This window comes from Bacillus sp. R86525 (genome assembly GCF_042466195.1).
Classification (GTDB): Bacteria; Bacillota; Bacilli; order Bacillales; family Bacillaceae_G; genus Bacillus_A; species Bacillus_A nitratireducens.
The window spans coordinates 191,821-218,424 of sequence record NZ_JAXHPX010000010.1; the positions used below are offsets into that span (position 1 = coordinate 191,821).

Consider the following 26,604-nt stretch of genomic DNA (forward strand, 5'->3'; position numbering starts at 1 on the left):
AGCTATTGTAGCCTATATTCGTAAGATATATGTTTTCAACTATATAAAAATGCCTTATTTTGTTACAATATCTTTGTAAGATTTCAATAATAAATTGGAGGATTTGAAATGTACAAACATATAATTTGGGATTTTGATGGTACTCTTTTTGATACATATCCAGTGATGGCGACAATATTTAAAGAATTGCTTAAGAGAGAAGGAATAGACGAGCCATTAAGTGAAATTGTAAAACAAATGAGGGTATCTATGTCATCAGCTTTAAAATACTATGAAAATAAGTATCAAATAGAAAAAGACTTTATAACAAAATATCAATTGCAAAGAAAAGAAATGGAGCTTGAACTATCTAAACCATTTGAAGGAATTGTAGAAATTTGCAAGCATATTCATTCAACTAATAGAAAAAATTATTTGTATACTCATAGAGGAGAATCTTCTATTAAGTTATTGAAAATTTATGGTATATATGAATACTTTTCTGATTTTATAACATCTCAACAAGGATTTGAGAGAAAACCAAGTCCTGATGCAATTAATTATTTAATTAACAAATATGGCATGATTCATTCAGAAACTATAATGATTGGAGATCGGGATTTGGACCTATTAGCAGCGAAAAACGCGGGAATAAGTGCTTGCTATTTTACTGATGAAAATGAAAAAGATGATAATTCTGATTACAAAATCAATAACTTCAAACAATTAAGTTCTATTGTTTGAACGTAGATAGGAAATAGAAGTTAGCGAGTATTAATTCAATTAAACTTTACTGTACAAAATTTAATTAGGTAAAATGGGCTTAAAAACATCAATTTTTCGTTGCACTAATGAATTAGCGAAACATTAAGAAAAAAAATAAGCTTTCAGGATGTTGTCAATTGAGAAAACAAATTATTTCCAACGTTATAGTACCTTTGATACCTTTAGTTACGTTAGAAAAATGTTTTTTTCTGGTATTGAGAAAAGAAAAATAGATACTTTTAATTTGCAAAACATAACCAATTTGGATTTTATGAATTGATTATGTTTTTTAGTTAGGTATAGCGGAGTTTTTTAATGATATTAAGAATGTGAACGAATGAGGATTTCAATATAAATAAATTATACGAATAATATATGAATTCTTAGGGGACAATTATTTTCAATCAATTCTAACATTAATTGAAAAAAATAAAATTAAATACTGTTTCTAAACAAAAAGCAGGGAAAATCCCTGCCTTTTTGTTTAGAAAATAGGTATACATGAGGAATTCTATAGTATTGTAAACTAAAGAATTGAAACCTTATTATATCTCTTTCATTTTAAGGTGAGCAATCAATTATTAGCCTTTAATTGATACCCTTCTCCAATAGTATGAATTTTATTAACCTACTTTATCGGTACTATATTCTATTTCTTTTCGTGCATAAATTTGTGGAAGTAACAGACATAATAGTACAGCTCCTAAAATTCCTGTCGACCAAATTAGTAGCGAAGAGACCCATGCTGAGCTAATACTGACAAGATAGATAATTCCTGTAGAAATTAAAATGCTTCCACGATTTGCAAATTTATTAATAGCCATGTAAGAACTTCTTAATGGTTTTTTAGCTAGATCCCCTAAGTAAGTTTGAAAAATAGGTGCAAATAAAATTTCGCCTAAGGTTGCTACAAACATCATAGTAATTAATATAAGTGGATTTAAATTAGTTGCTAACAATCCATAACCTATTACAAAAAGTACCAGTCCGGAAACAAATGGGATTCTTTCGCGTTTTATTTTCGTTATCTTTTTAGAAAATAAAATAGAGAGGAATACAACACAAATAGTATTTTCTAAAACTAAATTTCCATATAGTTGAGTTCCCGTTAGTTGTACATCAAAAATCTTAAAATCGTAATCTTTAAGCTTAATAGCTATGTACCTAGTGAGATGAGCTTCAAGAGAGAATAACAACATACTGGATACTACAAAAATAATAAAAATGCGATCTTTAAAGACCTCAATGTAATTTTTAATATAACCTTTGTCTTTTTTATTTGTTAAGCTTGAATTATCTGGAAAATAAGTTTCTTTTATTCCAAATAAAGTAACTAAAAATAGCATTAAACTCACAGTAGCAAGAATTGTAAATAGATAAATTAAGTTTGTTTCAAAAAAATAAGTCCCAATTCCAGCACCTATAGCCAAAGACAAATTGTTTATCCAATAGATTATATTATACGTATACTTTCGTTCTACAGTCGTAGTAACATCTAGTAACATAGCTTCAGCAGCAGGACTGTATAACCCATTAAAAAAGCTTCGTAGCAAGAAACATAATACCGTTAGAAGGGGCCAATAATAGGAAGGGGAAGTCCCAAGTAAAAATCCAAAAAAGATTAGTACTTTCACCCCTTCGGATAATACCATTATAGATTTCCTACCATGTCTATCAGCATATCCTCCGCCATACAGATTTCCTAGTAATGTTAATATAATAGATGCAGTGAGAACTAAGCTAGTTGCCTTTAGACCAATATGTTTTGCAAAGTATATACTCATGAAAGGAAAAATCATATTTGATGTTAGATTATTAAAAAAGATTATTAATATTCTAAGTTGTATGTTCCGATGTAATCTAAATAAATTCATATATTTTTTGTCCTTTTATATTGTTAATGTTTTAATATCCCAGATAATATTATTTTCAAGCCATTCGTTAATAATATTGAATCTTTCTTGAACTTGATGCTCGTCTTTACCTTCGATTATAAGTGACATAATTGCTGAAACGCTTGTGTCACCGCCGTAGAATGTTTTTCCAATTTTTTCATCTCTAACTAAACAATGTATTATCCAATCAAAAGGGAAGTCGGTATTGATAGACAGTAATGTTCCTTTTTTAGGAGGGATGAGCATCCATCCATATGTCTCACTATTGTTTTGAATTTTTAGATTTTTATAATTGTAATCTTTATCACACTGTGCACGAACACATTCCGAAAGTAAATTTACACCTGTCTTCTGCAAAAAGGTATTATTTATTTTCCCTCCACCTACACGGGAGGCAATTTCACAGAAAACGATTTCATCATGAGAAGTATAGAAAAATTCAGCATGGAAAGGTATTACATGATTTGGAGTAGGTAAGTTACGTAATACCTTAAGAACGCTCTTATTTAATCTTTCAAATAAAGGATGTGTTTCAGACAACATGACTGATCCTAAATATTTTTCCTCACGGTATGCTAAACAACCATTTATATAGATAGAGGGTTGGGAAATAATTAATTGATTATTGATATAAAGACCATCTACGTGGTACATATCTCCCTCAATAAATTCTTCTGCAATATAAGGAAAATCTGTATATTCTTCAAGAATTTCCCTAAATTCAGATTCATTCGAAATAACTGAAAAACCTGCAGATCCAGCTCCATCTACCGGCTTAATAATAAAGGGGAATCCATTAATTTCTTTAAAAGAAATTAAATCCGTTTGTTCTTTAATCTCTAAATACTTTGGAGTTCTTACGGCTTCTTTTACCATATTTTTCATTAAGACTTTATTTCTAAAACTTTGGGCACTATCTTCTGTCTGACCAGGGATATTTAATAAATCTCTTATCTTACCTACTTCTTCCAAGTCAAATTCGTGAGTTGCAACTATTGATGTAACAGGGTTTTTCTTGTGAAGTTCTTGAATATAAAGACGAATATTATCATCTTCATGAAAATGATTAATTATTTTCCTATTAGGAAATAATTCACGAAATACATTTTTGTGCTTTTCTCTTGTAATTAAGATGTATTCCCCACCTATTCCACTTAAAGCTTCTTCGTAATTTATAGTATTTTCTGAAAAACGGTTAATAATGATTATACACATGGTATTCACTCCTTTGTTTTGAATAACACTAGTTGGTTCTTGAAACAATGTTCTGTAAATCTACAAAGATATACATTCAGAAATCTCCCTAAATGAATTTACAGATTAATTTAAAATATATAATTTTCGAAAATATCTTTAGATATAACCCATCATCATACCTCCTTGATTTCAAAACTTTATATAAATTAAGTTATCTATTTAGTCCCTTTATTCAAAGAGTCTATCTCTAATGAATAAATACAAGTAATAACATGTCTAAATCCACTAAAGGGACTAAAGATAAAAATAAGATTACACCAAAAATATACAATTATGCAATGTTTTTTGAGAATATAAATTTTATTTGACAAAATTATCGTACAATTGTATATTTTCTAATACAGTGTTGACATTTTGTTCCATAGGCACTATCGTATGGAAATAGGTTGGCTTTTTAAGAAAATAAATAATATTAAGTTTAGTTTCTTGACAAAAGCTAAACTCAACATGTTATGAATCATGACAGCAATGAAATAATACATAAAATATTTAATTAGTTAAATGTTTAAGAAAAAATAGGTCTAAAATATCAGAATAATTAAAAATATAATTATTTTATTAAAGGTCAAATGCTTAGAAATGCGATGGTGTAAAGAAAGATATGAAAAGTTTGATGTTTTAATCCAATAGTATTGAATGGGTTTTAGATGTACTGTTCATAATGGTTATATTGGAATCGATACCATCATATTTTGCGGTAATTTAATATAAAAGATGTTTATCGCACTAAAGAAGGGTATAGTTTTTTATCCTTTAACATATGAGAGTGTAGATATGTTGTTCATAATAAGTATGATGAAATCGATACCATTCGATTTGCGTAATATACTCGCGTATATGCATTTTAGAGGCAAGTTATTTTGATTGGGTATGAAAAATGTCATTAAGTTAAATATTTCATGACTTTGTGGGTCGAGAAATAAAAGGGGTATATTTATGTAAAGATTTCCTTATGAAAGAAATCCTTTGAAATGTAGCAATTATGAAAAAGTTTTGGGTATTTAAAAGTTTTATTGTTCGAAGTTAGGAGAGAATAACATGGAATTTTATTGTAAAAATAATAGGGATTTTGAAAAAAACAAGAACAGGAATGATGATTACCTCAGATCAAGTGAGATAATCAACGAAGAACAATACTGGTTAGATGTATATAAAGATGAGATTCCAATATTGAACATGCCTACAGATTATGTACGGCCAAGTATACAAAGCTATGAAGAGAAATTGGTGAGTTTAAAGATTGCTGAAAATATAGTATTAGATTTAAAAAAACTTACGATAGATACCGAAACTACAATGGATACTCTTTTAATTTCGGCGTTTTACATACTACTTTCAAAATATACTGGTCAAGAAGACATTATAATTGGTGTTCCAATTTTTGATAGAGCTTCTATAGGAACTCAAGTAGGAATAGATTTGAGTGAAAATATACTTGCTTTAAGAAATCAACCAGAGGGTAGCCTAACATACTTAGAATTTTTAGAAGCAGTAAAAGCTAACTTATTAAAAGCATATAAGAACCAGAATTATCAGTTTGAGCAGTTAATAGACAAGCTAAAAATGAAACGAGATATGAGCAGACATCCGTTATTTGATATAGCATTTAACAGTATTGATAGATCTAATGAAGAAAATATCAATGTAGATGAGTTGGCATTAGAAAAGGTTGTTTGTAAAGATAACATCTCAAAGTGTGATTTAATATTTAATGCTATTAGTAACAATAATAATGGTTTAAGCATTGTTATTAATTATAATTCAAACCTATTTACTCATCAAACAATTGAACGTTTTAGTTGTCACTTAGTTCAAATCTTAAAAAGTATAACTAAAAACAAAAAAAATTATATATCTGATATAAACGTAATGACAGAAGAAGAAATGAATCAAATATTATTTGATTTTAATAAAACAGACTATACATATCCGAAAATCAACACAATATGTGAACTATTTGAAGCACAGGTTAAAAAAAATCCAAATAAAATAGCAGTTGTATTTGAGGATAATACTTTGACGTATATGGAATTAAATAAGAAGGCTAATAGTTTGGCAAGAAGTTTAAGAGAACAAGGAGTTAGACCTGATTCTATTGTTAGTTTATTAGTAGAGAAGTCCATAGAGATGGTAGTAGGGATCTTAGGCGTGTTAAAAGCTGGAGGTGCATATTTACCTATAGACCCTAGTTATCCGAAAGATAGAATAGAATATATTCTTAAAGATAGTCGAAGTGAAGTATTACTAACAAACATTAAGTTAAATAATAAGATTGATTTTAAATACAAGATTATTGACTTATTGAATGAAGAATTATACGGGCTAGAAACAGAAAATTTAGATAAATTACACACCCCAAGAAATTTGGCCTATGTAATTTATACATCTGGTACAACTGGAGAACCAAAAGGGGTTATGGTTGAACACAAAGGAGTTATAAACTTAATTAATTCATCAAAGAAAAAATTCAAATTAAATAGTAATAAAAAAATATTACAATTTGCTAGCATTGCATTTGATGCATCGGCTTGGGAAATATACATGGGTATTTTACTTGGCGCTGAAGTGCATGTCATATCCAAGAATCTTGCAATGGATATATGTAAACTGAACACATATATAAAACGAAACGAAATCAACATAACTTTATTACCACCATTTGTTGCTAACGAAATAGAAATTGAAGAAACAGAGCTAGAAGTAATTATAACTGGAGGTAGTGAGTCTAATAGATCTTTGGCTAGCAGAGTTGGAAAAAAACTCAATTATGTTAATGCATATGGGCCAACGGAGAATAGCATCTGTACTACCATGTGGAAGTATGAAGGAACCATAAACAAGAGCGTTCCAATAGGAAAAGCGGTAGATAATAATAAAATATATATCCTAAATAAGTTCAATAATATATTACCGATTGGTATAGCGGGTGAATTATGTATAAGTGGAGATGGTTTAGCCAGGGGCTATCTTAATAAAAATGAATTGACAAACCAAAAGTTTATTGACAATCCATTTGAGGCTGGAACAAAGATGTATAAAACAGGTGACTTAGCAAGATGGTTACCCGATGGTAATATTGAGTACTTGGGAAGAAAAGATAATCAAGTAAAAATAAGAGGTTACCGCATTGAACTTGGTGAAATAGAAAATAAGTTATTAGAAAACAATAACATAAAAGAAGCTGTTGTTTTAGTAAAAGAAAATAAAAGAAAGTATTTATGTGCATATATTGTAAGTGATAAAACTGTAGAAGAGCTGGACATTAAAGAATATTTGAAAAAAAAGTTACCAGAGTATATGATTCCAGCACATTTTATGTTACTTAAGAGTATGCCTTTAACTCCGAACGGAAAAATTAATAACAGATTACTTCCAGAACCTGACACAAATAATTTGAATGCTAATTATCAAGCACCTAGAAATGAAATAGAGAAAACAATAGCAGAAATTTGGGGTAAGGCATTAGAAATTGAGAAAATAGGAGTTTCGGATAACTTTTTTGATTTGGGGGGTGATTCTTTATCAATAGTAATCATGCTACATTTACTCGATAGAGAATTTGGTAAAGAAATATTCTTAGATGACTTTTTAAGGAATCCAACCATATCATATATAGCTACTTTGATAGCGGCAGAGAAAGATAAAGAAAATTTGTTAAAGGAAATTGAAGAATCGCTTCAAGAAAAACTTAAAATAAATGTCAAGTTGCGAATACATGATTACAACTTTAGAAGTGTGATTGTTTTATTTACTAATAGTAATCATGATGAGATCAAGAAGATTATTTTAGACAATTACTCAGAAGCTCTCATACCAGATTATATAGTTCCATTAAATGATTTTAAAAATTATAATGAACGAGGAATTTTAGATATATTTGATTCTATTTCTATGAATAGTGAGATAGAAGATAAAATTAATAATGTTTTAAGAGATCAGTATAGAGAAATTAATAAGAAAATAGCACTTAATCAGGTAATAAATCACTTTCCATGTAGTAGTTCCCAGAATAAATTTTTAATGAAAAAAAGATTTTCAAATATTGTATGTACTATTCCTTTTGATAAAATCATAAGTTCATCAGCTATAGAATATGCCTTAATAAATACGATAAATCAAAATTCTATGTTACGTAGCAAGATAGGTTATGCTGAGGGGCGTTATTATAATTTTGAAAGTGATAGAATTCATGACCTGGAAATAAATGTTATAGATTTGAGTCGTTATGACGATGCATCAATCAATCTAGTAAAAAAATATATACAAAGAAACATGGAAAGTATGAATTTTGGCACGGATATAATTGATAAGGCCTTATATAGTTTTATATTAATCAAAGTGAGTGAAAAAAAATATGAATTATTAATGATGTTTAATCACATGATTTTTGATGGCGCAAGTATGTTGATTTTAAAACGGCAGATATATTCACTTTTGAATTCATATTTAATCAATAATAAAACAAAGAATTCCAACGTGAAACCGATAGATTATTCGGAATATGTAGATGAACAAATGAAAAATACAAATAAGGAAAAGATTATTCAATATAAAGAGGGACCCGAATTTAAAGAAATATATGACTTTATTCTGAAGAGAAAAATAGATATAAATGATAACTCGGAATACTTGGCTGATTATTTCTTTGAATATAGTATAAAAGACAATCATGATTATGGAATTATAGTATCAGAAAAAATGGAATGTTTATCGTTTTGGATTGCATTACAAATGTGCAAAATAATATTTGACCGTAATCAATTTGTTTTAAGAATGACTAGAAATGCTAGAAATATTGGGGGAAAAGATTTCGGCGATGTAATTGGGGATTTCCATATCAGTATCCCAGTAAAAGTAGATGCAGATGATCAAGATATTAATACAAGCTATAACAAAGTCGAAAATAGTTACAAGAAAAACTACATTGAAGATAAAGTCTTTATTGATAATATTGCATATGGTGAATATGCAGACAAGGAACTTGGAAGGGATATTAAAAAGTTATATGATAGTTTGGATTTTGGCTTTAATTATACGGGAGAGTATTCTGAAAGCGAATATGATAATATCCGCACTATAATTTCTTCAAAGTTTAAAAAACATAAAAGATATTTTATCACTGCGTTTTCGTACAAAAACAAAATGTGTTTTATTTGTAGGTTACCAAAAAATTACGATGTAAATAAATTACAGAAAATTAAAGAAGTTCAAATGTTATTAAAGTAACTAACTAAGTATATTTAATTACCTTGGCATGATCTTGAAGTCCAAGAAATCTATATATTATTATAAACAGAAACAAGGGTTAAGTCATGCCAGGTAATTAAATTTGTTTATATAAAATAATTGGAATGGGTAGGCGAAAATGATGAAATTAACAGAAAAATCTTTAAAGTGGATTAAAAATCATATCAATAATCAGGAGTTTATTGATTTACCGATTGAAGCATATTATAAGGCACCTATAGCTTTATACTTGGGTGGAGAAAGTATAGATGCTCAAAGAATTTTATCAAAAATGAAGAATATTGGGGACCTTTATCATTATTCTGATAATTACACTATTGGAAGAAAATGTGATAATTATTATAACTACTGGTTATTTTTATACCAATATTTTGCGAAAGACCCTAATAAAAAGGAAATATATGAAATAATTAAGGAAAGTTATTCAGAAAAAACTGGTGGCTTTACATCGATAAAAAATGCAGATTTTTACGAGTTAAGAGCTACAGCTTTTGGGGGTATATGTGCTTTCTTAATGAAAGATTATCAGGTAGGAAAGAGCACAGCAGATTTTATAGTAAATTTATTTAAAAAGAATGAGTTTATAGGGGATCATTTTTATTTAATTCAAGATGAAAATAATGAATTAATTACTAATTACTCAGAAGATAATCAACGATTTTATAATTATTATGTAAAGAATAGTAAACCTTTATACTATTCAGTGTCTCTAGCAATTGTGAATTTGTGTTTGGCTTATATGGCGTCAGGAGATGAAATATACATAGAATGTGCAAAGGAATATTATGATATTTTAATAAAAAGCGGCAAAGAAGCAATATTCAATAATTACATAGGGAAATTTGGTATTGCTAGTGTCTTATTGTATATCAATACAAAAGATGAGTTATATGGGGATTATTATAAACGAGTAAATGAATACTTAGCACAAACACAGAAAGAATTCGGTTTTTGGGAGGACAGTGCTTCGAATTTAACACTTGCTCTTGATAGAACATCTGAATTTACCGCTTCAATATATATTATGAATTATTTAACGTCTCAATTCTCGAATTATAATAGTATTAAAACAGAAAGCTATATGGTTGCATCAAATTAATATATAGGGAAAGATTGTTGGAGGTGAATATACTGAAAAATATAAAGAGCAAATTTATTAGTAATTATGATTTGGGAGATATTATTGAGACGGAAATTAATAAAGTAGGTTGGGGTACTAACTATATATTTAAAACAAAATTAGGTAAGTTTTTTGTGAAAATTTTTGAATTAAACAAATCGAATAATAATAGCTTACATGAAATATTAATTTGTAATTACTTAAGGGAAAAGGGATATCCAGTTTCAAAATTTGTTAAAAATAGAAATGGTGAATATATAAGTAAATTAGATTTTAAGAAATCATTTCATGTTCAAGAATTTATTGAAGGTGATATTTGGAAAAAAAACACTGCCCCCAATTGGTTGTTAGAACAAGGATGTAATTATATTGGGAGAATTCATAATGAATTAAAACAGTTTGATTTAAATCTTCGACCATCTATAAAACTATTAAATGATAAAAACTATCATATTAAACGTATTGAGGGAATAATAAATCAAATTAAAAAAATGAAAGTATCAGAGGATACTAAGCTCTTTATAGAAGACCTGGAAAACAGACGTGATGTCATATGTAACAGTGAGATTATTGATATGTCAAAACTTACATTCGTTAATGGGCATTCAGATTATTCGATAACACAAATTATAACTTCTAATAATAATATAGCTGGAATTATTGATATGACGGAAGTTTCTAAAATACCTGCAATATGGGAATTAATACGATTTTACTTAAATTCTATAAAAGAACGTAATGACGGCAGTATTTGTGTTAATGAGTTAAGTTGGTTCTTGGAAAACTATATGAATATATGTTCTTTATCAAAATATGATTTGCTTATGATGTATAAGTTAAATTATTTATATATGTGTCAAGCCGTATCGGTTTATGAAAAGTTTATTTATACAAAAGATGTTAAGTTTGCTAACAGAGCGAAATTAAGAATAAACAAAATAAATAAATTTAAAAATTGTCAAGATGATCTGCAGAATATAATTAGTAAGTTGAATCACAACTGCAGTAACTAAAAAAATGGAGATACAAAATGAATAAGGCTGCTGTAATTTGGGATTTAGATGGAACATTAATTGATTCATATGAGGTTATTGTTTGTAGTATTTACGAGGTAACTAGTAAATATAAAATGCCGTATGATAAAATTACAATTTTGAATTATATTAAGAATAAATCAGTTCAGGAATTTCTTATAATGATTTCAATACAATATAATATTGATTATAAAAAAATTAAAAAAGAATATTCAAATTTAAGTAATATGAGAACGTATGAATTAAAACCTTTGTTGAACGCAGAAAAAATACTTAAAGTAGTATTAGAAAAAGATATGATGAATTTTATATATACTCACAAGGGAAGCACTACTTTAGATGTGCTAAAAAATAATGGATTGATTGACTATTTTGATGAAATAATTACCAGCGACAACGGTTTTAAGAGAAAACCGAGTCCTGAAGCACTTAGGTATTTAATTGATAAATATTCATTAAAAAAAGAATCCACCTATTATATTGGTGATAGAAGTATAGATATAGAGTGTGCAAAAAATGCTGGAGTAAAGTCAGTTTTGATAAGTAATGACGAAGAAGAAAATATTGATGCTGAATACGTTGTAGGTGATTTGTTAGAAATTCAGAATATTATTTTACATCACTAGTAATCTTATATTATATCGTAAAAAGAGCTTAAAATAGAAGATTGGTAGTAATATTACACTTTAGATAGAACTAACAGGTTCTACAGCTGATAAATTAATATATATTGGGAGGTACTTATGAATAACAATAAGTTGAGTATAGATCAGATAAAATTAGTTATTTTTGATATGGATGGACTAATGTTTGATACAGAAAGATTAGGGATAGAAGGGTGGAAATATGCATTTGAACATTTTGGATTACCAATTCCAATGAGTATATTAATTAAGAAAATTGGTCTAAATTCAGTTGATTCAAGAAAACTATTCGATGAAGAAATTAAATATGAATTTGATTATAAATCTATAAAGGAAGTAAAGAGAGAGTATGTAATTAACTATATTAGAGAGCATGGGACACCTATAAAAAAAGGACTTTTAGAATTATTAGATTTTCTTGATGAAAATAATATAAAAAAAGTAGTTGCGACTTCTAGAAGTAAAAAAATGGCAGGATTTTACTTGAGTGAAGCGAAAATTCAACATAGATTTGATGCAATTATTACAGGTGATATGGTTTCAAAAGGAAAGCCTAATCCAGATATATTTATTCATGCGAGAAAATTGTTTAATTATGAACCAGAAAATTGTATTGTTTTAGAGGATTCTCTAAATGGAATAAATGCTGCTGTAAATGCCAAGATGATCCCAGTTATGATTCCAGATTTAGTTCATCCAAATGAAGAAATAGAAAAGCTAATTTATGAAAAAAATAATACTCTTATCGAGGTTATTGATTTATTTGCTTAAATGTATAGGGAACTAAGAAATTAATTATATATAATTATAGCTAGGAAAGCACCCACAAAATCCAATTTGTGGGTGCTTTCGCTGCCTATCAAGCTAAGGTTTTGTTAGAAAAGTTTAAGAAGTATGTTTTCGCTTTTTTCACGGAATAATAGAGTGAATTAATCGAAATTTAACATATGAAATAAATCCTAACAAGTTATTTTTTAATTAAGCTATTTGAGTATCAGTAATGTTACAATTACAAACCACACAAAATGTATCAAAGATGGTCTATGTGATTTTGTCCATATCGCTGAAGGCTGCTCAGAGACTACGAAGAATCTGTTATTTGGAAAACTTGTAAAAGTGGGTTTCAACGAATTTCTTTTTAACAGGGTTATTAACTCAATATTGAGGTTAAATGACATTTAGGTGTGAATGTATTGTCCTACTGAAAAAAACTCCATTTAACGCACTGTGAGAATCCGTTTTTGAAATGATTTTAATAGAATTTGTAATTATTTATAGTTTCTTGTTCAAGAAGTTTAGATTTTCATGTCGTTGTAAAATGAAAGAAGAAGGATATAATAACCTTCTTCATCAAACTGTTCCTAAAATACAAAGTTTATACTAAACAAGAATCTATCCTTTACTATTTCCAATTCTTCCTAAACTATCTTTAATAGTTGTTTCTCCTAGTTGAGTGTATAACAAAGCTGTATCTTGACTGGTATGCCCAAGTTGCTGCATCACTTGTAACGAGTCTTTTTCTTCCATATATAATTTATTTGCTAATGTATGTCTTAATTTATGAGGAGACATTCTTTTTCCGTATGCCCTAGTATATTTTTCTACTATATCTTGGATAGCCCTAACTGAAAGCGGCTGTGCAGTATGTTTATATTTCGATAAGAACACATTTTTTAGTTCTTTTCCTGGAGCGTATTTGTTATCTCTACTTTCCATATATTTTTCTAAATCATTCAATGCAATGGGAGTAATCCATACTGAATCTTCTTTATTTCCTTTACGGATCACGTCAATTAGTCTTTCCTTTAAGTTTATATCTTCCATACGAAGATCGGCTAATTCACTTACACGTATACCGCTACCAAGAAAGAGGGAGAGAATAGCTACATCCCGGTCTTTATCCCTTAGGAAATAGAACAACTGATGTTTTGTTAAAGATTTTTCATGTTCGTACTTAACGTAATTCATAAATTCTTGATCGTCATCATTATGGAATATTTTAGATCTCATACGTTTTGCACGGGCATTTAATGTTTCTTTATCTTTATGTATTTCAATTTTAGCCATTACATTTCTATAAAAATAGCATTCTCCATCTTCATTCTCTGATAGGGCGGTAAGGTACTTAAATAAAGACTTTAAGGCCGAAATTTTTCTGTTAACAGAGGAATTCTGCATGTTTTGTTGTAATTTTAGAAACCTCATAAAGTTCTCAACATCTTTTTTCTTTAAATTCTCTAAATCAGAGAAGGATATGTCTTTGATGGACTTTAATTCAATAATTTGTTCGGATAATAGCCAATTAAAGAAGACCCTAAAATCGTATACATAATTCAGTAGGGTGGAGGGAGAGGCATCATGCAATTCTTTGTACTCCACAAATTCTTCTATGTAAAAGGGCATTTCATTTAGATTCTCGTATAATTTTTTACGATGTACGGATTTTTGACGTTGCTTGCTGTAATCCATAAAAATCACCTCATATATACTATAACAGAAAAAGAATGCGAACACAAGTTCGCGTTAAATTCAATTTTTACACAGACTTATTTACATAATTAAATTATGAAATACTAAAATATACTCAAAACTAAATATTATAGTGTAGTTAATCCAATGAAAATTATAGCTAACCAAGTAATAAAATAGTATTAGACCATAAAAATTCGTGCAAAAACTACATATAAATGTATGTAAAATAAATTTGATATATAAAGCCTTACAAAAAATCAATACATGAAAATAGTTTAAAAATCATTATCAAATGCAAATTGATTAAATTAATCATGGTTATGGGAAGTTAATTAGATCAACATAAGAAAAAATCTTATAAATTAAAATGTAATTTACTATAAAAATTATTAATGAGTAACTCGGCATTTAATGATTTCTATATAAAGTATGGATTATATAAGCACATACCAATATACTGAGATTAATGCAATTGAGCTAGAAATCCCTAAATACTGTATTAGATTTTTATTTAAACCCTATATTGTTCGTAAAATTGGTATTTCGTGCGAAGTTGTAAAATATTTGTTTTTCCCCCTTTTTATAATTCTTTTATGTTCATCCAACAAAATGCATCATGCACCTTTCATCAGTATGAATATCTTTTAGTTGCAGATACATTCTCCTATACATTTTAATATTGATTACATGGTTGCTTATAGGGTATAGCTAGCATATAAATACATGTTAAAAAAATTTCAATGCAATACGGGTAACTTTAACCACTTAAGACTAAATAGGTTGTGCTTTACCCAAAACTTAATTGTTTTTATATTGAAAGAGAATGTTTCCTATAATCCTGTAAAAAGTATTCTTTATTGTACTTTGTTTATGTGAACATACAGTGATTTTTAATTCTAATACAGATTTTAAAATATAACTTCGCAATTCCCCCTTCTGTCTCAATAAGATAAGAATTCTTTTCATTTTGAGACGGATTTTACTCCTTTTTTTCAAATATCTATAATATCTCTTATGCAAACTAAATATAAGTAAGTAAACAATTTTTCTTTTTGAATGTACTTCCGTGTTTTCTATTGTGTTAATCCACACAGATTGTTTCTAGATTATCTATATCTAATACGAGTGTTGAATGATGTTCGAGTTCTTTTATATGATGGATAACGAGTTGAATCTTCTTATGCTTCTGTTGTTTGGCTTTGTATTTATGAAGCTTATCCCTCCAACTAAGCAATATCAAATGTTAGAATGATAATTCATAAAGGTGTTAAACAAGTGATAAATACTAATGATACAAAACAAGCATTCTTTTCTATCACATTATTAGATCCCTTCAGGATAACTAACTGGAACGTTGGCATTTTTTGCATACTTAATAAATAGCAAAAAAAAGCAAGTCTGCTGGAACAGGCTTGCTTTCTGATAGAGCTCTGACAACTCAAAAACCATTTCTCTATATTATTTAAAAATAATAATTTATGAAAATTATTGCACTCACTTAATAGAGAAATTAAAGTCATGAACCCTCACATAAATATTTTAATGACTACTATAATCAATCATAAGAATTAAAACAACGCTATATAACACTAAATGAATTATTTTTAATGTACGTAATTTCATAATGCATCTCTTAAGGTACTGGATCAAAATATCCACTTAATTAACGAAGGTTGTATTTTTTACTTTCCAGTCTTCAAGTTTAATGCTAACCCAAAAACCATAGATACCTAGTGTAATAACTGTTAGAAGTAGCCATTTAATCCAGTTACCAAACAAGCCAACTGCTGAACCGTTAAATTTCATTCTATGCCCATCAACCACAGTATGATTAATTTTCCAACCATAAACCATACACAACGCCCACGGATAGCAAATACCAAGCGTGAACACTGTAATAAGCGCTCCCAAGATACTCCAACCAATGAAGCTCAAAAGTCCACCATCAAAGAAAGACTGACGCCCCCATTTTGATTCTGGTCCATAGTTACTTCCTGCATTAACGTTTATGTTAATATTTTCTGCCATAAAACACACTCCTTTGCCAGTTTATCGTGATTAGCGCACGTATTTTATTCAATATAACCTTACATATTTTAGCACAAAAATGTTACTTTCATAATTTTTTTAAACGTTTAGTTATTTCATTTATACCAATAAACTCAAAAACTCCACTCAATGCCGCTACGGTCTAAGAAAACAGCTAGAATAATAACTTTGATTCTGTTTCTCTCTTGCTAGATATATTAAGCAATTCATTTATTTCTTCCCACTTAAATTTCATTTTACTATAGAAGACATACGTTTCAGATATTAGCACGAGGTTCCTCTAACTCCCCCTTATTTCTCCAGTTAAATAAACTTTCAGACTTAGTCTGCTGCCCTGGTTTTACAAACAACATGGCCCCATTGCAATAGCGGCCAGAATGGCAGCTACGATAAACATAGAAGGATAGCCATAACTTACAACTAGGTATCCAGTTAAAGTCGGAGCTAGGATTGTCACGATATTAGCGATGAAATGCATAATTCGGTTCTGGTGCAAAAATAAAATAAAAGAGAATAAAGCGCATATATTCCTAACGGAATCGTATCTTATGCTACCAGTCCAAACAATTGATGGATGAATTTTTTCTGCTTTTGGACAGACTGGTCCCGTAAATCAATCTGTTCTTTTTTAATCATATGCATAGCTTCTACTCCAGAAAGAATGGATGTAGCTGTGTCAAAACATTTGAACCCTAGCATAGAACGGATTCGCTTCTTTATAAAGCGATGATCTTGTTCTACTATGTTATTCAAGTATTTTTGTTGTCTAAGTTGCATACCATCAGGTATGCTTTTCTCTTTTTTCAACTGTTCAATTGCTATAGGATAAGCTGGATTCTTATCGACTGTCATTGGATTCTTATCGACTGTCATTGGATTCTTATCGACTGTCATAACACGAGGCTGCGAAACATAAAAAGACCGCAAAGCTTTCTTGAAAAAGCGCTTTGCAGTCTTCTGGTCTCTTGTTTTGCCTAGGCAAAAATTGATTGTGTTTCCTTTCGAATCAACAGCACGATACAGGTACATCCATCGACCTTTTACTTTGATATATGTTTCATCGACTCGCCAAGAGTCATTTGTTTGTTTGAGGTGACGTCGGATTCGTTTGTCCAATTCAGGACCATACTGGTGTACCCAACTCATAATCATTGTATGAGAAATGAATAAACCCTGTTCTTCTAGCATTTCCACCAAATCACGATAACTGAGGTTGTACAGTAGGTACCATCTTACCGTTAACAAAATAATATCAGGCTGATAATGCCTCCATTTGAATACATTTTCCTTTTTCATACCAATCACGCACCCTTTCTAAAGTAATAGTAACAGTATGTCCAAGATTTATAGATTCATTGCAGTGTCCTTAAGTTTTTGCACCAGAACCGTAATTTCTATATAACAAAGAAAAAAGCACCCGTTTTGGATGCTTTTTTTGTATTTAATCCTTCTTCTCTTTTACCACTAAAGAGAATACATTGTCCAAATTAATCATACGGTCTCCAAATCTGAAAAATCTAGCTTCTCTTGCTTGTATAGAATTTTCTATAGCAGAAACTGTTACTGTCTTTTTATGCTCAATTTCAAATTCGTGTTGTTTACCATCGACTGCTTCTATGCTTATTATAAATTTTTTCATTTACTTATTCCCCACCTCTCCCAATCTATCTATTCGACAGAAAAGAAGAATATCCTACAAAACAAAAAGCCATCACCGAAGTGACAGCTTTCAAGGGGATGGGAGAAAAGAGAGAAAACCAATGGCAATAAGTATCTCGTTATTCAACTGAGTATTCTCAACCTTCTTCAAGCCACCGCATCAACTAGTATGGCTAAACGCCCTGCGTTCGGTGACCTGGAGAAGACTAAGAATCTTCTCGTTTATACTCCGTAGAGTTGATATGTCTTTCGTCCCGTGAAAAACATTAGATAATCAGTTCAACGTGATCATATAAAGGGAATCAGTCTTAATATGCAAGACGTGTATGTTTCTTTCGACCCCTTGTTTGAACCAATACACTAGAGGGACGGAGGGGAATATTCCGCTGTACTGGCTCAAACAAAGAGCGGAAGCACTCTGCTCGTTTAATTAGTTAAGAAGAACAACCTGACTTATATTAGTTACTGTCGTGAGCAATTATTAATTTAATTGAGTTATTTCTTCTTGCTAGGAGACGCAATCCATTCAATCGAACAGACCAACATCCTCATTTGTAAAACGATCCAGTTTTAACATAGAAAACAAGAATACACATGACAGGTGTGTTTTTACTACCTATGAGTCCACAAACGAAAGGCGGTACGTTTATACACTCAATGAGAAGTAAAATATAAATAATTTCGGGAAGCTCTTATCCCCTCTAGCCTCCGCGTCACCGAGTACGTTATTATAATGGGAACGCTATCCCCAAAACGTATTCTCTTTTCAAAGAACTGTTTATAGGAATAGCTTACCGTTGATTTCATTTGCAAAAACTCCCTAAAAAATATGCTGTTTCTCTGCATTTTCTCTGCTATTTTTAACTGATACCTAATGTAGTAGCGATCAGTTTAATCGCACTCTTCTTCTTCTCATAAAAGTAGGAGTTTTTCATCATCAATTCGTTTTGTACGAATGAATCCTTAACTGGTTTATTATCTAAGAATTTCATAGTAATGATGTTTCTTTCATCCTCATCTAAGATATGTTCCAAAGTCTTCTCTATTTGTTTCACCTTTAATTCGCTTACCCTTCTTGAATTTCGTATCTCTGGAAACAGACTGATCCCTTCTTGTTCCACTTCATTATTGAATCGCATCTTTAATGCACGGTATTGCTTTAAGATGCTGACTACTTCCTTTTGCACTTTCTTGTCATCGATTGCTGGTAATAATGTTAATTGTTCCATGAAGGAATCCCCCTATTTCGTATTTTGGTTTTTATATTCACATCAGGTACGTGAAATTTTACCATCTCATTGTTGAATAAGGGAACGATGACTACAATACAGCCCCCACCACACTGTTAGTCATTGTTCCGTTATCCATTCATTTCTTCAATGGATCTAGTACTTGTTTCAATTCACAATCATCACTATGACCACTTTCTTCATCATAATAACAATACGGACAATCATGACCAATGAAACCTTGTGAAAACTCAAGTTCTTCTAGTAACTTAATAACTCGTTCTTTATCCATCTCTACCCCCATTAAGCTGTTGTCTTCTTATAAAACGCTGCTATACGTTTCGCTTCATCGTGAATTCTCCATCCATCATCTTACTCGATCCTGTGAGTTACATCTAGTTAATTTAGTTTTCAAAGAACAAGACTAGGGACTATCCCTCCACATTCGCTACATGCTTCGTCGGTACTTTGTCCCTACCTTCACAAGAATGAAGCAATTTCGGTTCGTTAAAACCTTATATGCATCTGTCCGCTAGTAGGCGTTGGTGACAGTTTCTTGCTTACCACGTTCCGATTGACTTAGCTATACATATATCCTTAGGTGCTTGCTTTAAGCCTGTTATCTTTACACCCTCATCGTTAGATGTTCCGAATTTCGTATCCTTTACTCTTACTTTTCGGTAGATAACGTCATCATTGACGACATACAAATTTCTATTGTATTAATAATTTAGACCCGTACATTCGCAAGTTCGCCAGTCCGTTATTTTAGACATTCTCACCATAGATATTTTGTAGCATCCCGACCTATCCATTACCATATGATTTCTCACTTAGGTTTTGTTCAGCCGACTTCACCTAGCTTCATACAATTTGTGACTACTATCACGCCTTGCATGTAGGAGTATTAGATAAGTAGTTTCAGCTCAAACTGACGGGTTTCATTCCTACTTTCAGTCAAACAGTTGTTGTTATCAAATTGATAGCCCTCCTATTTCGTGTTTGAACACTTATGAGGAAACGTGTCGCACAAAGGATTATTTTGTTAAGTTCCTTGTAAATTTTTTTCTTCTATCTCTTGGCCTTCTTCTTTTATTTGACCGATTAATGAAACTACTGAGCCAACTGCTTGGACCCAGCTCCCCGTAATTACTATTAGCTGTCCATCCTCCTCATTCCCCTCAAAAATCCCCTCCATTTTATCCCGACTAGCTTTCAATTCATCTACCCCGCCTATTGCCTGCAATGAATTACCTGTCGCTTGTAACAAATTCCCAACAATGTTATACGATTCATCTATATTTGAACTATCCTCTATTTCCTCACCTATTGCGGTAACACCACCTAATGCCTGTACCCAGTTCCCTGCAATCACTAATTTTTTTTGCGTTTCATCTTCAAAGTCTATAGTGAGTCCTGTTAGAACCGTTATATTACCGATTGATTGGATTCCGTGACCAATAAATTCAAGGGATACTTCTTGTTGTCCATCAGCTTCCAGACCATTCCCTGTCGCCTGTAACACATTGCCCCATATGCTCAAGTCTTTTCTTATTTCGCTGTTCAAGCTTTTTAAAGGGGTACTCCCAATCGCAGCAATAATTGTCCCTACTGCAACAAACCAAGCACCAACTATCTCCTTAATCGGATCATCCATTCTTAATCTACTCCGTCATTAATTTATTACTTATAGGATATGAAATTGCGCATATCCAGGTTAATACCCTACTTCTCTCAACATCTGAATAAAACTCAATATTCCGTTCATACTATAGCTACATCTAGAGGTCCATCCCTGTTTCGAGTGGTTAGTTTTTGCTAACTGCTCTTTTATTACTTTCCCGCTTTTGTTTTTCAAAGAACTCTTTAACTGCCCTTTCCCAATAAGTACACATATCCCTCTCCCCCTTGAATAAATCCATAAACCTTGTCCATACTATAAATACACTTGAATTCTGAACTTCCTTCTTAACGTTTTTCTGGAGAGCAATTAGCTTTTGTTAGTTGCTCTTTTGTATTAAATCGATAATAAAATTTTGTTCTTATCTCCTTTTTTCACCATATACATCTAATCTATCCGTTCCATTCAGAGAGTTAACTCCTATCTTAAAGAGCACTGATGCGTGGCGCTCTTTTTTAGTTTCCTTATTTATACAAAATGAAATTTTTATTAAAAACCGAACATTGCCCTTAAACTGCAGCTCCAAACCTAAATCAAATTCCGAACATTAATACTCATAGCTAATATTATTTGCTTCCATCCAATTTTCTCGTTCTGCTTGTGCAATCATTTCTTGCTCCGCTTTAATTTCTAAACGCTCTTGCTCATTCCAAATCTCTTTCATTTCACATTCTCCTTTTCTATTCAGATAGCGTTTTTGTTTAGTTTTACTACACCGAGATATATAGACAACTATATATTTCGGTGTTAAAATGTTATTGTGATTTCCATATGGTTTCACACGCGACTTTTTCTCTGTTTATGGGGCTCTTACATAATTGTAAGAGCTATTTTTCTATTCAAATTACGACTTTTTTCACTTTTTCGATACATTTATGAAACATTCACATGTTATCCTCAGTACGTTCTATTCTTTTTATAAAATCGTGTGAGATATACCAACACAAGAAGCCCTAAAGCCCCAACTCTAGGGCTTCTTCATTTAAAATAAGGATTTTATAAGGTTTCCATTATTTTAATTAATTTGTCTCTATAATAGCCGATACGATAAAAGTACATCCCTTTAACTCCCATAAGGTCCTCACGTTCATGTACCTCTATATCTCCGTATTTATCATGTAACTCTTGTAAGTCATTTACTTTTTCTTCAATTCTCATATTCCGCTTAATTTCAAATCCGTCCGCTTCCATTGCTTTACGATGCTCTTTGTACTCATCACGATTTTTGTAAATAAAGAATCGTTCTTCACGTTCAATCGTTTGAAAATAATATTCCTGCATTATCTAGCACTTCTTTTCTACAAGATAACTATTTTATTAAAAATCTTTAATGAGCTAATCCTTACAGTTTTGTAAGACTAGTGTCACTCAAATCAATTTTTTCACTATAAACTCTTCACTATAATTTTCCTTATACACAAAAAATAAGGAGCGATTTAAAAATGTCTTTTTCTCAATTAAATATTGATGCTTTTCGAGCTATCAATGATTTAGGGAAGCAATATTCATCTCTAAACTCCACTATGGTATTTTTAGCGGAATATATGGTGTATGTTTTAGGTTTAATTATTATGGCTTATTGGTTTACTCAATCTAGAAAAAACAAAATGATGATTATTCAAGCAATAGTTGCTTTCGTAACTGCTGAAATAATTGGAAAATTAGCAGGGAATTTGCATTTGAATTATCAACCATTTGCAGTATTACCTAATGTTAATAAACTTGTCGATCATGCAGTAGATAATTCATTTCCTAGCGACCATACGATTCTATTTTTTTCAATTTGTTTTTCATTCTGGCTTGTTCGTAAAAAGGCTAGATGGTTATGGCTTGTACTTGCATTCTGCGTAGCTATTTCTCGTATTTGGGTAGGAGTTCACTATCCTTTCGATGTCATGACTGGAGCTCTAATAGGAATTATTTCAGCACTGTTTTCGTATTGGTTAACACCGAAAATTACATTCATCAAACAATTACTTAATCTTTACGAAAAAATAGAACAGCATGTACTACCATCCAAAAGCAATTCGAAAAACTTTTAATTAATCACAAAGCTTAAAAGATTTCATATATTATCGAGTATTTTTTAATATTGTTTTGTTCGAATAGCACTCCCTTGGGCGCTCTTTAATTTTAAAATAACTCTTTTGTTAAGATCTATGAATCCATTTCTTAGGTGAAAAACTTTTATAGAAGCACCTTTTTTGGACAAATTTACCGGGTGAATTAGCGGAAATTTCGTGTTATTCTGAACTTGTTGAATACCCCAATACATTCAACAATACTCTTGATTGCATATTTAGTATGCAAAGAACTATCCAGATACCTTAGCTAACACTTCCCCCTGGTCGTCGTTATTGCTAAGGTATCTTTTTAGATGCCCTGTGTGCAGTGATTTTTTATTTCTACAAAATGAAATTTTTATTAAGTTTCCTTCATTCCACATAATATTTCCAAGCCCATTTATACTAAAACTGTAACTTTAAGTTACAGTTCATGAAACATTACTTGTAGGGCCTAGTTTCTTTTGTACAACAAGTGGTTAGCTAATTAAGCTGGCTACTTTATTGTGCTGAATGTAGTTTTTATTAAAATCTTTCTCAACAACTAACACATAGATAATACAATCCATTTTTGGTAATATATAGTTAATCTCTATATGCTTAGTTTTATTAAAAGGACCCACCCCCTCAATGTGGGTCCTTTTAAATCTTTTCTACTAAAATAGCGTTTTTGTTATAAATTACTCATCATAATCCGTATCATCTACTGCAATAAAATCTTTCTTACATCCAGGACACGTAGCTAAAAAATCTGGATGATGATGATCATCGTCATAAAATCGGAACTGATTCCCTTCTCCGCAGTGAGTACATTCCCAATATCCTTGCATAACATAACCTCTTGTTGTTTCTGGTTTATCATTACCAACTGAATAAACTAGATACGGTTTGGCTGTCTCAGCATAATGCGGTTTATACATAAAAGGCGTTAATCCTGGCATCCCCATTCTCCCTTTCTCTCAAATAACGATTTTATTCATTTTTATAGCTTACTATTCCTCATAGTTGTGTTTTTCTTCTAGGACTTTTATAAAGTTACAGTGTCCATCGAGATAACAATCATTGATATAACCCCAAAAATATATTTCATTAACTTCGCTTAAAGTAAAATTTTCATTTTTTCATTCAACCAAGTTCATAACATATTCTTTTCCTCCGATAAAATAATGATTAGGTGCCCCACGCGCATTTTATCCACTGGAAATAATACCTTTCATGCACTTAACTATTAAAAACTTCATTTCTGCTTCTTCAGCAATAGCAATTTTGTTCACTTTTTCGATACATTTATGAAACATTCAAATGTTATCTTCAATATGTTCTATTCTTTTTGAAAAACCATGTGAGAATACCAAAACAAGAAGCCCTAACTCTAGGGCTTCTTGTTATTAAATAACGATTTTGTTAAAAATTTTTTACCTTTTAACTGGACAAGCATATGTTATTGTATGGAGACTCTCCACTCATAGAAATCTACCTTTCTTGTCTAAGAGCATACTTATATGTGTGCTCTTTTTCGCTTGTTATGAAATAAAAATTTCGTTCATTTTTTGATACATTTATGAAACATTCATGTGTTATCTTCAGTAAGTCCTTTTAAAAACAGAAAGATTTATTATGTAAAAGACCCTAGTCCCCTCTAGGGTTTTTTACGTTCAAATAACGCTTTTGTTTAATAAAAACCAATTAACTATAATTTGAAGAATCGGAAACATTTACTCAATGTTTTTTCTGAATACTCATGCTATTATTTATGTGCTGGTGTTCACCATCCCAAGAACTCAGTAATTTCATCCACAGACTCAACTCTCACCCTTTTGAGAGTTGAGTTTTTATTCATATGATTATCCCCATTCCAATATCGTTTCTAATTACTTCTGTTCCGTTACATGCACATATCTTAATTCCCCCTTTTAAAATGGCAATGTTTTTCTTCTGTAATCCTTTGTATCTTTGAAAACCAGCGCCCTAAACTTATTGAAGATACGCGATACAATTCGCTCGTCGTATGCACCTTCTAAACGCTCTCCTGTAAGGTTTGTTGTGAAGATAGTAGATTTTTGCCTACCATCAAAAACATCGAACAGCACCCTATTAATGAAGTTTGTTGCTTTTGTATTGGCATCTAATGCACCTAATTCTGCTCCTAAATCATCGACTATTAATACTTCTGCTCTTACTAAGATCCGAATGATTGAATCCTCAGTTAAGGAGAAATCTTTATTGAACGTACTTTTAATCTTCCGTAGTAATTCACCGACTGTAACGAAGACAACCGACTTCCCTGCTCCTGCAAGTTGATCTGCGATAGCGTAAGCAAGATGTGTTTTACCTGCTCCACAATTCCCGGCCACAATCGTGTTAAACACCTTTTCATTGAGATAATCTGTTGCAATGACCTTTGCAAGTTCAAGGTTCTTTGCTCCTTCCTCGCTAGTAGGTTGGAAATTATCAAAGTTAGCTTTTTTAATATTGCTATCGGCAATCATACTTTGCTGGTGGAATAAGAACTTCTTCTCGTTCGCTTTATCCGCATCGTATTTCTCTTGTTCTTGTTGTTGAAGCTTCTTACTTTCGTTTTCAAGGAAGCATCGAGGGCATACAACTTGTCCACGGAACTTCATCTTATTCATGCCATGTGTATCACACACATCAGAATCCATAGTCATATTCACCTTTTTGGCTATATCGGTTGGTATTGCTGCTGCCGCTCTCTGCATTGTTCTTCGCTTGTATCTTTAATCCACTGTTCTATGCTATCTGCCATGAATGGATTTAATATTCCGATGTTACTTTCTTAGAATGAGAAGGGATTCTTACTACTACTATTTTTTGTTAAATTAGTATTGTTAAGATTAGAATTGTTAGTATTTCCCTCAGACACTACCCCTAGTTTCTCTGGGATACTACTGGCTTCCGTGAGACACTAGGGGAGGGTAGTACGTAATAGATATTTGATAAGTTATTTCCTTGTTCGTCTTTCCTGTTAACTTTCTGAATGTATCCTTTTTCTTCTAATGACTTGATGCATTGAACAATTTTCTTCCTTCCACAACCAACCTTTTCAGTTAATGTTGTTAGTGATGGAAACGCTGATTGCGTGTTTCTATTTGCATGTCTCACAATTACCGCATAAGCCTTAAATTCATATACATCTAAGTCACTGTTATCAATTGCATCATTCTCTATCATGAAAAATCCGCGTCTGTTATCAATAAAATCCATTTAGTTCACTTCCCTTTCGCATACCGCTATGTCGCCATGAATCTTGATTACTCTGTATCCCGGATAGCGATCGGGAGTAATGTACTCAATCGCCTTTGTTTTTACTTCTTTTTCGTTTCGCGCACCCTTCCACACCCACGTCGGAAGGCCGACTTTCGATTGATTTTTATCTAACATAGGTTTCACTCCTTAGCTTGATTTATTAAGTTTCAAGACTACACCGTTTTTTTCGTCTCTATATTCGTCCTTATTTACTTTCGGAGAAATCATTTGGTATAATATAGG

The 26,604-nt window shown here is 31.0% G+C and carries 20 protein-coding genes and 3 pseudogenes; 7 read left to right on the plus strand and 16 right to left on the minus strand.

Going from position 1 to position 26,604, the window contains the following annotated elements:
• The first annotated feature begins 108 nt into the window (after positions 1-108).
• Complete coding sequence (locus SJY24_RS31065) at positions 109-723, plus strand: HAD-IA family hydrolase (protein ID WP_377867460.1); 615 nt, start codon at positions 109-111, stop codon at positions 721-723.
• A gap of 644 nt (positions 724-1,367) precedes the next feature.
• On the opposite strand, the gene SJY24_RS31070 is transcribed toward SJY24_RS31065, so the two are convergent.
• Both SJY24_RS31070 and SJY24_RS31075 read right to left on the minus strand, forming a co-directional pair.
• Entirely contained in the window at positions 1,368-2,618 is a 1,251-nt protein-coding gene (locus SJY24_RS31070; RefSeq protein WP_377867461.1) for an MFS transporter, read from the minus strand.
• Positions 2,619-2,633: 15 nt separating this feature from the next.
• Positions 2,634-3,854: an ATP-grasp domain-containing protein gene (locus SJY24_RS31075; protein ID WP_377867462.1), complete on the minus strand. Its 1,221-nt coding sequence runs from the start codon at positions 3,852-3,854 to the stop codon at positions 2,634-2,636.
• A 1,080-nt stretch (positions 3,855-4,934) separates the two neighbouring features.
• Between SJY24_RS31075 and SJY24_RS31080 the strand changes: the two genes are divergently transcribed.
• From SJY24_RS31080 to SJY24_RS31100, 5 genes are all read left to right on the plus strand, one after another.
• Positions 4,935-9,122 carry an amino acid adenylation domain-containing protein gene (locus SJY24_RS31080; protein WP_377867463.1) on the plus strand — a complete coding sequence of 1,396 codons (4,188 nt, stop codon included), beginning with the start codon at positions 4,935-4,937 and terminating at the stop codon, positions 9,120-9,122.
• Between the two features lie 139 nt (positions 9,123-9,261).
• Positions 9,262-10,242 carry a hypothetical protein gene (locus SJY24_RS31085; RefSeq protein WP_377867464.1) on the plus strand — a complete coding sequence of 327 codons (981 nt, stop codon included), beginning with the start codon at positions 9,262-9,264 and terminating at the stop codon, positions 10,240-10,242.
• 17 nt (positions 10,243-10,259) lie between these two features.
• A complete protein-coding gene (locus SJY24_RS31090) occupies positions 10,260-11,276 on the plus strand; it encodes a protein kinase family protein (RefSeq protein WP_483861736.1) in 1,017 nt (338 codons plus the stop codon).
• Positions 11,277-11,293: 17 nt separating this feature from the next.
• Complete coding sequence (locus tag SJY24_RS31095) at positions 11,294-11,923, plus strand: HAD-IA family hydrolase (protein ID WP_377867465.1); 630 nt, start codon at positions 11,294-11,296, stop codon at positions 11,921-11,923.
• Positions 11,924-12,040: 117 nt separating this feature from the next.
• Positions 12,041-12,712: an HAD family hydrolase gene (locus tag SJY24_RS31100; RefSeq protein WP_377867466.1), complete on the plus strand. Its 672-nt coding sequence runs from the start codon at positions 12,041-12,043 to the stop codon at positions 12,710-12,712.
• A gap of 621 nt (positions 12,713-13,333) precedes the next feature.
• Here the strand turns inward: SJY24_RS31100 and xerS are convergent.
• From xerS to SJY24_RS31150, 10 genes and pseudogenes are all read right to left on the minus strand, one after another.
• Positions 13,334-14,410, minus strand: a complete 1,077-nt coding sequence (gene xerS, locus SJY24_RS31105; RefSeq protein WP_377867467.1) for a tyrosine recombinase XerS — start codon at positions 14,408-14,410, stop codon at positions 13,334-13,336.
• A gap of 1,087 nt (positions 14,411-15,497) precedes the next feature.
• Positions 15,498-15,599: pseudogene (locus SJY24_RS31110) on the minus strand (HNH endonuclease); the annotation flags it as partial.
• Positions 15,600-16,072: 473 nt separating this feature from the next.
• Entirely contained in the window at positions 16,073-16,441 is a 369-nt protein-coding gene (locus tag SJY24_RS31115) for a DUF898 family protein (protein WP_002035452.1), read from the minus strand.
• Positions 16,442-16,719: 278 nt separating this feature from the next.
• Positions 16,720-16,943, minus strand: a pseudogene (locus tag SJY24_RS31120) (MFS transporter); the annotation flags it as partial.
• Between the two features lie 65 nt (positions 16,944-17,008).
• Complete coding sequence (locus SJY24_RS31125; RefSeq protein ID WP_377867468.1) at positions 17,009-17,758, minus strand: IS6 family transposase; 750 nt, start codon at positions 17,756-17,758, stop codon at positions 17,009-17,011.
• 145 nt (positions 17,759-17,903) lie between these two features.
• Positions 17,904-18,101, minus strand: coding sequence for a hypothetical protein (locus SJY24_RS31130; RefSeq protein WP_000713478.1), 198 nt, complete (start codon positions 18,099-18,101; stop codon positions 17,904-17,906).
• Positions 18,102-18,981: 880 nt separating this feature from the next.
• A complete protein-coding gene (locus SJY24_RS31135) occupies positions 18,982-19,350 on the minus strand; it encodes an ArpU family phage packaging/lysis transcriptional regulator (RefSeq protein WP_377867469.1) in 369 nt (122 codons plus the stop codon).
• A 139-nt stretch (positions 19,351-19,489) separates the two neighbouring features.
• On the minus strand, positions 19,490-19,642 hold the full coding sequence (locus SJY24_RS31140) for a hypothetical protein (RefSeq protein WP_377867470.1): 153 nt from the start codon (positions 19,640-19,642) through the stop codon (positions 19,490-19,492).
• A gap of 753 nt (positions 19,643-20,395) precedes the next feature.
• Positions 20,396-21,007, minus strand: a complete 612-nt coding sequence (locus tag SJY24_RS31145) for a DUF6944 family repetitive protein (protein WP_377867471.1) — start codon at positions 21,005-21,007, stop codon at positions 20,396-20,398.
• Positions 21,008-22,027: 1,020 nt separating this feature from the next.
• Positions 22,028-22,312 (minus strand): hypothetical protein, encoded by a 285-nt coding sequence (locus tag SJY24_RS31150; RefSeq protein ID WP_377867472.1) that lies wholly within the window; start codon positions 22,310-22,312, stop codon positions 22,028-22,030.
• A 161-nt stretch (positions 22,313-22,473) separates the two neighbouring features.
• Between SJY24_RS31150 and SJY24_RS31155 the strand changes: the two genes are divergently transcribed.
• The gene (locus tag SJY24_RS31155; RefSeq protein ID WP_000010617.1) at positions 22,474-23,073 is read left to right on the plus strand and encodes an undecaprenyl-diphosphatase; all 600 of its coding nucleotides are present in this window, start codon (positions 22,474-22,476) and stop codon (positions 23,071-23,073) included.
• A 701-nt stretch (positions 23,074-23,774) separates the two neighbouring features.
• On the opposite strand, the gene SJY24_RS31160 is transcribed toward SJY24_RS31155, so the two are convergent.
• The 4 genes and pseudogenes from SJY24_RS31160 to SJY24_RS31175 form a co-directional block, all read right to left on the minus strand.
• Positions 23,775-24,035, minus strand: coding sequence for a hypothetical protein (locus tag SJY24_RS31160; RefSeq protein WP_377867473.1), 261 nt, complete (start codon positions 24,033-24,035; stop codon positions 23,775-23,777).
• Positions 24,036-25,007: 972 nt separating this feature from the next.
• Positions 25,008-25,763: an ATP-binding protein gene (locus SJY24_RS31165; protein ID WP_377867640.1), complete on the minus strand. Its 756-nt coding sequence runs from the start codon at positions 25,761-25,763 to the stop codon at positions 25,008-25,010.
• Positions 25,747-26,319 (minus strand): annotated as a pseudogene (locus SJY24_RS32100) (helix-turn-helix domain-containing protein). The gene SJY24_RS31165 and the pseudogene SJY24_RS32100 overlap by 17 nt, the downstream one beginning before the upstream one ends.
• Positions 26,320-26,496 (minus strand): hypothetical protein, encoded by a 177-nt coding sequence (locus SJY24_RS31175; RefSeq protein ID WP_377867475.1) that lies wholly within the window; start codon positions 26,494-26,496, stop codon positions 26,320-26,322.
• Between the last annotated feature and the right edge of the window lie 108 nt (positions 26,497-26,604).